Source organism: Legionella drancourtii LLAP12 (assembly GCF_000162755.2).
GTDB classification, from domain to species: Bacteria; Pseudomonadota; Gammaproteobacteria; order Legionellales; family Legionellaceae; genus Legionella; species Legionella drancourtii.
The window spans coordinates 1-10,468 of record NZ_JH413812.1; the positions used below are offsets into that span (position 1 = coordinate 1).

A 10,468-nucleotide genomic window follows, 5' to 3' on the forward strand; every position below is an offset into this window, starting at 1 on the left:
TAAAGCTTAGCAACGATTAATTTATTAACAAGGGTTTCATCAGCCGTTTGAATATCGAAATGTTGAATCTCATCTTGTCCATATTCTATGGCCAGCTGTCCAATATCGGTAAATTTATGAACATATTCTGGCTTTTTTAAGGGCGACTTAAAATGCTTTAATTCCTTATTGCGATATAAAACTAATAAATCATCATCAATAATTGATAGCAAAGAGTCCAGATAGCCTTCATGACCAAATAAAATATTTAAAGTTTTCATTACAAAATGGAAAGGTACCTGTCTCTGGCGATCCCCTACTTGTTTTTGATCAAAAAACCAAATGTTTTGAAGATTATTTTGAATTTCGGAGATCATAAATAAGACGCGTGTCCATTTATTGATTACTACCTTTAGCTCATCTTTAATTAATGGTTCTTTTAGTTGGCCAATGCAATATTTTTTCATTAATAATTTGATATTTTCTATATCATAGAAATGAGCTTGATTAAGCTCAACAGTCATATCAGATCCAGCCAAGCTTTTTATAAGTCGATGACCACCGGGATGGGTTTCAGCAATAGCGGTCAAATCAAAAACCATATTTTCGAAAATTCCTAGTATCCTTCCAGAGGCATTGCTACGTGCAATTTCGTGCCTTTTGTAAAACGTGTTCTGGTTAGGATAATCTATCATTTTTTCCTTGGCTTTCTCCTCGATATCAATCCCTAGCTTACGCAATGTTTTTTTTCTATCATCCATTCCTTTAACAAAGGAATAATGGAGCCCTCCCCATGGAGTAAGCCCTGTTTGCTGATTCTCTTTTGTGCTCGAGCTGCCTCGTTCATTACCATTGGTTGCTAAACGGCCTCCAAGAAAAGACATTTTTAAATAACCAAAGGCTTTCTTTCTGTGGCTTTCAAGCAGGCTATTGCGGCCTGTATAGGAGGATACAAGGGTAGCATAAGCGTCTCTCAAATCCTTATGATGATTATCTTTAACAAATTGGAAGAGTTGTTGGCCTATTTTTTCAACAGCAAGTATCAGCTTTTGATGATTTTCAACAAGAAAACCAAAGCGACTCTGAATATTCTTACCCATTTTAGAGTCATATTCTTCTCTGGCAATTAATTTATCAAGAATATGAAAAATGGGTGAGTCAGCGCCAGTATTTGGTGCTTCATTAGGGTGAATTTTTTTACCAATAGTAGGCGATGTTTTTGGCCATATCACTTGATCAACATAATACTTGCTTTTTAGTTTTGGGCTCATGAGCATAAAGGTATTTCTTACATCCAAAACTATCGCACTAATATTTTTCATAGTATTAATGATAACAGATATGCTCGGCGATGCTTGGTTTAGTTCTCGTTCTAAATTTCTTAATTGCTCTATTGCGGGAGCAAAGTGAGCCTGCATTAAAGGGCCTGTTACTAAAGTAGAAACGAGTTCTTCTTGATTATCAAAATAAGGAGCTTGTAGTTTTAATGCATCAATTTCTATGTCCTGTAAACGAAATTTTTGAGTATTCAGAGAGTCTTCTTTAAATTGCCAATTAGCTAAAAAATCCTCTAGGTAGGTTCGTCCCACATAAACATCCAAGGAGTCTTTATTTTCACTATTGAATTTTTTATTAATTCTTTTAGCAATTTGCTCTAAGGGTTGTTTAATTGCGGCTGGCAAGCTGTCATTTTCAGTACAACCGTTGGGATAAAAATAGGCGTGTGCAAAACCGCTAACGATAATAGATGCTCTTAGTAGATATTCCTTAGGCAAACTATTTTCATCTGCGTCTAATACCGGCATATTCTCTAAGATATTTTTGACACGAAAAGTAGCGATATAATCTGGGAGATTTAAGGCTAGTTCATCCCATAACCTATGGCTTTCTGGCATTCGAGTAACAATATTTTGAACATTAGTTCCAAGCTCATAGGAGACAGGGGCATAGTAGTGATTTTTAAGGGCTTTAATCAACTCTTCCAACATTGCAAAATACTCCACGATAAATATTAGTAAGAAGAAAATTTTGTCTTTTATTCTTCCATGAAGAGCGACCATTATCCAAACATTCTCTTTTGTTGTCAAACAAAAATAGGAATATCGACGAAATCAATTAACTATTTTGAATTTATTATTTTTTTAAAGCGCAATTTTCTATTGGCAAAGATTGTTTATTTTCAGAAAATAAATTGGATAGTCTGATTATTATTGACTCACCTTGATCATATAATTAGAATTATATCGGCGTCAGTAAAGTGCAAGTACGTTGAAAGCTGCATTTGAAGGTACGCTAGGCTGTAGTGAATTACAGCTTAAAACTCCTATTTCTTTGTTTTCTGCCACTAATTGGCAGTGTATTCACAACTGTATTTAATGATGAGTATTAATAAAAATTAATAGTGCAATCTAATACCTGGCTATAAAAGGAATCACCATGCGATTTAACTCTGAAGCTGAGAGAAAGCAACATTGTCAAGCGAACTTGATACCACAACAACTTTGGCGTACTTATTTCTTTTTTGATTCGCAGCTTTCTGAATTTGAACTTGAGATTATGAATAAGGTAGACGAGTTTGCTCTTCCTTCACTTGATTTCCAAGCACTTCCTGATAATAAAAAGCGTGCTATTTGGCTTGCTTTTGTCTTCAGCCATCCCGATGCAAGTGATGATGCGTTAATGCAAATAGCTCATCAATTGACCATTAAACCACAATCACTCTTTCTTAATGCTATTGCTTATGGAAGAACAAGCTTCTTTGAAAAACTAATATCTATCTATTCGGCCAGTTTAGAAGAAATGATTATCTCTGATAATTATCGTGCATTTTTTTTAGCTACCGAAATGGGGCACTTGGCGATTGTAGATCGCTTATTAAGAATCGTAAATGAACGAGGCCCACACCAGCTACAAACGATGATTACAGCTGGTGGTGGCTATGGGGCTTTTTGTAATGCAGCTCACTGGGGGCATCTAGCCGTTATGAAACTTTTGGTAAGAGTCTTGGGAGAGCTTGAGCCAGAACAAATGCAAAGCATGCTTGTATCTAATAATTATTATGTATTTATTTTAGCAGCCCGCAGCGGGCATTTATCTATGATGAAATATTTAATAACCCTCGCACCAGAAGAAAAGATACAAGCCATGCTCACAACTCAATATTATGATGCTTTTCGTTTCGCAGCTAGCAATGGTTATTTGGAAGTTATCGAATACTTACTATCACTTTCACCCGATAAGGTGCAGGCGATGCTTAGCGCAGATAATTACTCTTCTTTCAGAAAAGCGGCTGAAAATAATCATGGCCCACTTGCTAAATATCTTCTCAATTTTTCCTCAGTATTTGCTTATGCAGAACGACATGACCATGAATATGGAATAACCTATATTTATCCTTTTGTTCAAGAACGCCTAGATATCATCCGTAGCCACCGAGAAAGGCTAGAACAAGAAAGTTCCAATATGATTTTTGATCTTGTTGAGCCTGAGGAAGCCAAATTAGGTTTTTATCTAATAAGAAATTTAATTCGGCGTAATGATGCTACCTTAACCGATGAGATACGGTTTCTTATAGAGATTCCCGCTCTTATAGCGCTGGCACACAGAGCAATCGATGGTAATCAAACTAATGAATTATTACGCTTAGCCCTGAGAGTAGGGAACCAAGCTGCTGCTGAGCTCTTGCTTGCCCTTCCTTCTGTCCTTGAGCTAGCCGAACAACATAATTATTACCGCGATGAAGCGCGCGGTGCTTTTGATTTACGCCAATTGGCCCAAGACAAAGAATCTTCTGTTCAAGCGTTAAGCATTGTAGAGCAGAAATCCTTGCAGTTGGCCGATAAGCACTATGGGCCCATGATAAAGCAGGCGGGAGTACCCCACATTATGACTGCTCTAAGATATACTCTAGCCCTTCGCTATGAGCAAAAACCAGCTCAGATTATTTGTGACGATGGGAGCACTCTTGTTTTACCTCTTGAATGGCAAGACTTTCAAGCTTTGCTACTCACCACCAAGGAAAAAAATCTGGCTCTTCAAGCTTATTACCAACATACAGACCATACTGCTTGGCGTTATCTATTAAAGCCCAATCCTTGGATGGCTGAAAATGCGTCTTATGTTTATGTTAATCCAAATAAGACAAGTGAGAGATGGTCTACCTTTGAACAATATCAGCCGCTAATTGTTATGCTCTTTTTAGCTGCATTGGACGAAGAAATTGCTAGCTATGGTGGCTATACTCCCGAAAATCGACTTGAGCATTTTATTGCCGAACTAGCCTACATCGGGCGTGCGCATAACTGGGATGAGAGCCGTTTTAAAAGAAGTACAACAGGAAATTTTATTATTGATAAAAACGGTAATCGTATTAGTGAAGAATGTGACGATTTGCGAGGCGATAAGCCTAGTTGTTTTTCAGGCGTTAAGCGAAGGCTCTTTCAGTCGGTTCTTGGGAATCCTCTTTTAAAAATTCTTACGGGGGATGATATTAAAGAAGAACTCCGTTCTTTTGTCCGCGAACATTTTAACGTTATTATTAACGATGGAAATCGAGAAATACTGAAAAAGGCCTGGCAAGCTTATATTGATGAATTGGACAAAGAAGCTTTAGACCTTTTAAAAAAAACCTTAGATATCAGTATTACACAACAGGAACACTTCCTAGACTTAATGAAAAATAAATATGGCGAGCAATTTACCTTTTTTCAAAGACAAGTCCTAAAGGCTTTTGCCCTCGACTCTAAGGATGCTCATGCTTCTCGATTCGAATATGTGGGTTTACAACAATTGCTTCAGGGAACCGCCGTTTCTGGTTCGCCGAGTAATATAGGCTTTTTTGCACAAACACCTGATCCTATAAATATAGTAGAAAGCCCCCAATCAAATCTTACTGGTTAAGGCATTTATATTGCTCAAATGTTAAGACTTGTAAGACGGTAGATCGAGGTAGAAAAATAGGCTCTACACCAATTGAGGGGGCACTTTAATCGTATTAGTCTAAACTAACCTATTGATTTGATGGTCAAAAAGGAGATTAAAGTGCCTGGATATAATCTTATCCTAAATTTACCTGGATTTTCCATAGTAAAAGTGAGTGGTTATCACCCATTAATATTAGATGTGGTGTATCAACGAAAAGCACGGTGTTCCCATTGTAAAAGCAAAGAAGTAAGGAAGAAATCCAGCAAAATAAGAGAAGTTCATCACGAGTTAATCGGTCATAGAAGGGGTCCTGGGTGAGTAGAACGGCCAGATCACTCCGACCGAACCCTCCTCAGAACCGGATATGCAGAACTACCACATCCGGCTCCCGATAAATCAGTGTCCCCACACATATTGGGTTTTTCCGCATATCGAGACCAAACTGGCAATCAAGAGTTAATTCATTGATTTTACAAGCATCTTATTGGGTTCTCTATTTCATAAAATAGAATCCATAGCCCACAAAATGGCTTCGCTAAGCAGACTTTCCTTTCAATAAAAAGTCATTTAGTTTTATATTTGTCCTAATATGTCATACCATTGCTTAATTGGGCCAAATATGCGGAAAAACCCGTTAGTAGTTGTTGAAACTGCATCCCCATTCCCCATAGTCGCTTTGATATCAGTCGTATTGCATCCTGTTAAAACAATGGCCGATACTGCAACTGCGTTCATTAACATGAATCTTATTTTCATTATATTCTCCATCTTTATATTATATTGTGATGTATTAGGCGATAGGAGTATCTCAAAAAAACTTATAACTTGACACGACATATCTACCCAAAGCCTTAATTAAAATTAACTGCATCGGCTATTCTTCAGGGAGTATGCCATCATCTTGCGTTGGCCACGCTTGTAGCGGATGGTGTCCAAAACAAAATAAATCGGTAAAGAAGTTTTTCGCACAATCTCTCTAATCATTTTTAATGTCCTTTGTAAAATATGATATATCGAATACAGTATTATTATATCACTTACGGCATTTCATGCAAGCCATATTTGACATTTTTATATCGTATTTGAGATAATAATTTTATTAAAGATATTTTCAGAGGATTTCTATTGGGTACTATGGACTGGAATAAATTAGCTTCTGGGATGCTTAAAGCCGAATTAAAGCGACGCAACATCAGTTATGAGCAACTTGTTACCCTGCTCAACACCATTGATGTACACGAAACCCACGCCAGTATATTAAATAAAATGAGCCGTGGCGCCTTTCAATTTGCCTTCTTTTTGCAATGCGCCGCTGCAATTGGAATGACCAATTTACGACTGGATGATCTGGCACCCACAACACCTGATGCTAAATCACGTTAATGAACATAAGGCCTCATGTTGTTTTTGCTGTTTAATTAGGGTTTAATCACACTTCCTTGTTCCCAAGAAAAGAACCATGAATAAAGACGCAAATTGGTATGGCCTGAATATGCTGCCCTTGTATATTGAGATAAGCGAAGGCCAACTTGAAGCATCAGTTGAACAACTCAATAATCTAAACCAAGTCCAATCGAAACCCCATGTACTTGATAGTGAGACCATTGAGCGAATCATTAAACTGCACAGCGCTCAAAATGCTGATAATTGGGTCTTCTTCGAACAATGTAAAAAATGGCGCAATGAAAATCCCACAAATAAAGAATTAAAACTCATTGCTCAGGTTGAAAAAAATACTAATCAGCTTGAAGAGGTGAATAATAAAATTTTAACTTTAGCTAATTCATTTAAAGGGAAGACTATTGACAGCATCCTTGGTAAAGGAGATTTTGAGCTGGGCCTTGAATACCTGTTAAAACAATTGACAGGATCTAATTCATAACGATAGAGACAAGAAATAGAATACATTTCAATACTTGGACAATACAAAAGTCATCTAAAAATATACAGTTCAAGGCCTCTTCATTATTCACTAAGTTTGTCATGAAGTCGCTAGGCCTGGGAATCACAGTAATCAGTCTTAGTGAATATATCTATGAGTTAGATTCAATTTACGTGTGAACTGCCCTGCTCAATAGTTAGCTTAAATCCCAAACCTTTAAGAATTAAACCAAAAGTATCTAATCTTGGGTTACCCTTTTTAGATAATATACTATATAAATTTTGACGATTTAAATGTGTTTTGCGAGCCAGTTCTGTCATACCACCTTGTGCATCAGCAATATTACGTAAGGCAACAAGCAACGCTTCTGCATGATTATCTATTTGATATTCTTCTAAGGCAACCTGTAAATATCCATACGCTTCTTCAGGATCTTTTAAAGAAGCAATAAATTCATCATGATAGCTTTCTGTATTTTTAATTAAATTGTCTCTATTCATGATCTCGCTCCAATAATTCCTGCCAATACATTTTGGCGGTTTTGATGTCTTGCACTTGACTGCCTTTATCGCCACCGCACAATAAAATAACAATCACACCACCCTCTTCTTCAGCAAAGTAAATCCGATATCCAGAGCCGAAATCAAATTTTAATTCACATACTCCATCACCAAGTGGCTTATAGTCACCATAATTTCCCATCTCAACTCTGTCCAATCGTCTTCTTATTCGATGACGAGTTACCGGATCTTTAAGGCTATTGATCCAATCTACAAAAGGAACAGCTCCTGATGGAGTACTATAGTTTCGTAATGTGCGATTTTTTGTTTCTTTCATAGTTAATTGTCGTATATAAACGACATAAAGTCAAATCACATATTGAGCTATCTAACTACTTTAATTTCGCTCATTTAACCTACCTTCTAAAACCATAAAATATAATGATAACGTTTTTTAAATGATACCGATATTATATCGTTATCGACATGCCAGTCATTCCTCAAAAATCAATAAAGTAGAATGCTGAGCCCAATGATTATTGCAAAACAATGATCTTCTGAGATGTTCAATTAACAAAATTGAGATTGAAAAAACTAGATAAATCCGAATTGGCGGTGTCTTTTTTGTCAAAATCGAGCCGACCACATAAAAATTTTTCTGCTTGAAACAATAAATAATATCGATATAATAATAAAAACGATATTAAACTGTTATCACCGGAGATCGTCTTGTCAAAAATAACTTACCTACTGGTTGCTCAGCGGTGCAATCAAATGGAGCTCCTGGGTAACAAGCCGTCTGTGCGAAAAATTATTTCTGAGCTTGGTGGCTCTTTCACTGTTGTTGCTGAATATCTAAAACAGTGGCGTGAAGAGAAAGAATTGGCTAAAGAGTCTGATATGGCGATATCACCGGAATTACAACAAGCCATCCTAGCTGAATACAGCTTGGTTGCTAATAAAATGAAACAAGAGCTAGAAAACAAAATCAATGATCTCAGCCTTGATTTAAATGAAACTCAAGAAGAACTAAACTCATCCCTTAGTATAATAAAAAAACTAGAGACTCGCGTTGCAGAACTAGAACGCACCGCACAAGATAACTCCCTAACTTATGAAAAAAGAATATCTGCAGACGCCTCTACCATTGAATTTTTAAAAGACGAAAAACAAAATTTACATAAACTATTAGGTGAAGCTAATAAATTAAGACATGAAGCGGAACTTCGTGAAGCAATTGCCAATACCAAGGTAGAAGCTCTTGGAAAGTGATTTCCTTCTATCACTAGAGTACGCCCTGTGATAATTTCTAGGTCCTCTCAATAACACACTTATTTTTACTATCAATATTACTTAAGAGGCCGATCAAGAGTCCATAAAACAGTGCAGGTAACAACACCTAACAAATTAACCACTGGAAACACTTGTTATTTACTGCCTTGCTATTATGTCTTAAAATGCCAATTCATTGTACAAAACCAAGGTATGCTTAAGATGACTATCGAGCAATTCATTGAGTCAATATCAACTATCCCCTATCGCTCCCTTGAAAAAGAGTTTGACTTTGCAAGAAAAAATCAAGCACTGGTGACGCCTCATCTTTTAAATATTTTGGAAAAAACTTTAGAAAGCCTGAACAAAGAGTCAATCAAATCACGTTCAGCGCACGTTATTGCCATTTACCTATTGGCACTGTTTCGTGAACAGAAAGCTTACCCATTAATTATTGAACTTTTAAATAAAATGCCAAACAGTTTTGAGCACAGTCTTTTTAACGACGAAATAGAAGATATGCCTAATATTTTAGCCTCTACTTTTAACGGAAATATAGAGCTTATTTATAAGTTGATTGAAAATATTAAAGCCTTTGAGTTTGCACGAATTGCAGCTATAGACTCATTAGTTGCCCTATGGCATACCAAACAGATCTCACGTGAATCCGTTATTGCCTACTTTGGTAATTTGCTGACAAATAATTTTAATAAAAATAAGGATACTAAGTTACAACCATGGATTATCCATTCCGCCTTAAGACTCTACCCAGAAGAAATCATTAGCTCGATTCGTTTAGCATTTTATTTTCTTGGTGAAGACCTATATTGGTCTAACGATACTTTAATCTTGCCTAATGAATTTGAGACAGCGATGAAAAAAGGCAAAGAATATGTTTTTAAAACCTATCTAGATAAAGATAACCCCCATATCATCACGTGTCTTGCCGAAGAATTTAAGGACTGGTGCTGGTTTGCACCAAAACCACAATACCAAATTCGAGCAGAAGAGATGCTAGAACCAATAGAAGTAGTTGAAGAACAAATCATTTTAGAAGAGAAAGGGATTAAAGAAGAAGATATTATGTTTGTTGGCGATGATAAACACATGGCTTATTGTCACAAATTATACGGCGATTTCAATGAAAAAGGCTTACAATCTTTGCAAGAAAAATACGATACCGTCCATATTAAGCATGCCAGCGAACTAGCAAGCAAACTTCAATATCATGCATCAGAGCTAAAAGAAAGCATAGAACTCATGGAACAAGCAAGTAGAGAGCTGATTTATGGAGAAAGTCCCTTTTGCAATAATTACAAGATTGATGAGCAAGGTGACATTGGTTATTTTGCCAGTGAGGAGCTCTGCCACGTAGCATCTTCAATTGAGGATATTATCGCTCAAATCAGCAAGAAATTAGCGCCACTTGGACGCTTATTTCCTACTGAATCGGATGATGACGATGTTTTTTTCCACAAAGAAGTTGATGATTGGCTAGATGACCCAAAAGGGTACCGGCATGGTAGCCCTTCTTATTTTGATTAAAAGGCTCTCAGTATTAGGGGTTAATTCCATATAGCTAAGTGCTGCATCTGCTAAAAGAGAAGAATGATTTTTTATCACATATTTTTTTGGCATACAGATCGATGAGACTTAAAACACGATCTGGCATGGCAATATTAATGCGCTTTGCCCTACCCGATATTTGGCCGAACCATACGATTCATTATCCAATAACAATCCTTCTAAATGGCATTCAATCGCCTGAATAGCATCCAGAAATATCAGGGGCACTGGGGTTGGAGTTTAGAACCCAAAAAGTAGCCAAGATCTTGTGTTCAAATTTTCCGCAACAAAAAAGACATCCTCTTATAGCCAAAAGAGGATGTCACCAGCACCCATCTAGGTTTTA

The 10,468-nt window shown here is 36.7% G+C and carries 9 protein-coding genes and 1 pseudogene; 6 read left to right on the plus strand and 4 right to left on the minus strand.

Annotated elements, in window-relative coordinates; genetic code table 11:
* Positions 1-2,039 (minus strand): cytochrome b5 domain-containing protein (locus LDG_RS06135; protein ID WP_148263524.1); only part of this gene is annotated, 2,039 nt, incomplete at its 3' end.
* A 376-nt stretch (positions 2,040-2,415) separates the two neighbouring features.
* On the opposite strand from LDG_RS06135, the gene LDG_RS06140 reads away from it, so the two are divergent.
* Both LDG_RS06140 and LDG_RS20815 read left to right on the plus strand, forming a co-directional pair.
* Positions 2,416-4,878: an ankyrin repeat domain-containing protein gene (locus tag LDG_RS06140; RefSeq protein WP_006870339.1), complete on the plus strand. Its 2,463-nt coding sequence runs from the start codon at positions 2,416-2,418 to the stop codon at positions 4,876-4,878.
* Positions 4,879-5,019: 141 nt separating this feature from the next.
* A pseudogene (locus LDG_RS20815) lies at positions 5,020-5,208 on the plus strand (ISL3 family transposase); the annotation flags it as partial.
* A gap of 267 nt (positions 5,209-5,475) precedes the next feature.
* Here the strand turns inward: LDG_RS20815 and LDG_RS06145 are convergent.
* Positions 5,476-5,658, minus strand: coding sequence for a hypothetical protein (locus LDG_RS06145; RefSeq protein ID WP_040534703.1), 183 nt, complete (start codon positions 5,656-5,658; stop codon positions 5,476-5,478).
* Positions 5,659-6,036: 378 nt separating this feature from the next.
* On the opposite strand from LDG_RS06145, the gene LDG_RS06150 reads away from it, so the two are divergent.
* A complete protein-coding gene (locus LDG_RS06150; RefSeq protein WP_040534705.1) occupies positions 6,037-6,285 on the plus strand; it encodes a DUF6471 domain-containing protein in 249 nt (82 codons plus the stop codon).
* Between the two features lie 76 nt (positions 6,286-6,361).
* On the plus strand, positions 6,362-6,784 hold the full coding sequence (locus LDG_RS06155) for a hypothetical protein (RefSeq protein WP_006870341.1): 423 nt from the start codon (positions 6,362-6,364) through the stop codon (positions 6,782-6,784).
* A 164-nt stretch (positions 6,785-6,948) separates the two neighbouring features.
* On the opposite strand, the gene LDG_RS06160 is transcribed toward LDG_RS06155, so the two are convergent.
* Both LDG_RS06160 and LDG_RS06165 read right to left on the minus strand, forming a co-directional pair.
* Positions 6,949-7,284, minus strand: coding sequence for a helix-turn-helix domain-containing transcriptional regulator (locus LDG_RS06160; RefSeq protein ID WP_006870342.1), 336 nt, complete (start codon positions 7,282-7,284; stop codon positions 6,949-6,951).
* Positions 7,277-7,621 (minus strand): type II toxin-antitoxin system RelE/ParE family toxin, encoded by a 345-nt coding sequence (locus LDG_RS06165; protein WP_040534707.1) that lies wholly within the window; start codon positions 7,619-7,621, stop codon positions 7,277-7,279. Before LDG_RS06165 ends, LDG_RS06160 begins: the two co-directional genes overlap by 8 nt.
* A gap of 392 nt (positions 7,622-8,013) precedes the next feature.
* On the opposite strand from LDG_RS06165, the gene LDG_RS06170 reads away from it, so the two are divergent.
* Positions 8,014-8,556, plus strand: a complete 543-nt coding sequence (locus LDG_RS06170; RefSeq protein WP_148263525.1) for a DNA-binding protein — start codon at positions 8,014-8,016, stop codon at positions 8,554-8,556.
* A 222-nt stretch (positions 8,557-8,778) separates the two neighbouring features.
* On the plus strand, positions 8,779-10,101 hold the full coding sequence (locus LDG_RS06175; RefSeq protein WP_006870345.1) for a DUF1186 domain-containing protein: 1,323 nt from the start codon (positions 8,779-8,781) through the stop codon (positions 10,099-10,101).
* Positions 10,102-10,468: the final 367 nt, after the last annotated feature.

Bases quoted from the DNA above. Each gene is read 5' to 3' on its own strand.
- LDG_RS06175 (WP_006870345.1), top strand. From the start codon at position 8,779: ATGACTATCGAGCAATTCATTGAGTCAATATCAACTATCCCCTATCGC.
- LDG_RS06160 (WP_006870342.1), bottom strand. From the start codon at position 7,284: ATGAATAGAGACAATTTAATTAAAAATACAGAAAGCTATCATGATGAA.
- LDG_RS06150 (WP_040534705.1), top strand. From the start codon at position 6,037: ATGGACTGGAATAAATTAGCTTCTGGGATGCTTAAAGCCGAATTAAAG.
- LDG_RS06165 (WP_040534707.1), bottom strand. From the start codon at position 7,621: ATGAAAGAAACAAAAAATCGCACATTACGAAACTATAGTACTCCATCA.
- LDG_RS06140 (WP_006870339.1), top strand. From the start codon at position 2,416: ATGCGATTTAACTCTGAAGCTGAGAGAAAGCAACATTGTCAAGCGAAC.
- LDG_RS06155 (WP_006870341.1), top strand. From the start codon at position 6,362: ATGAATAAAGACGCAAATTGGTATGGCCTGAATATGCTGCCCTTGTAT.
- LDG_RS06145 (WP_040534703.1), bottom strand. From the start codon at position 5,658: ATGAAAATAAGATTCATGTTAATGAACGCAGTTGCAGTATCGGCCATT.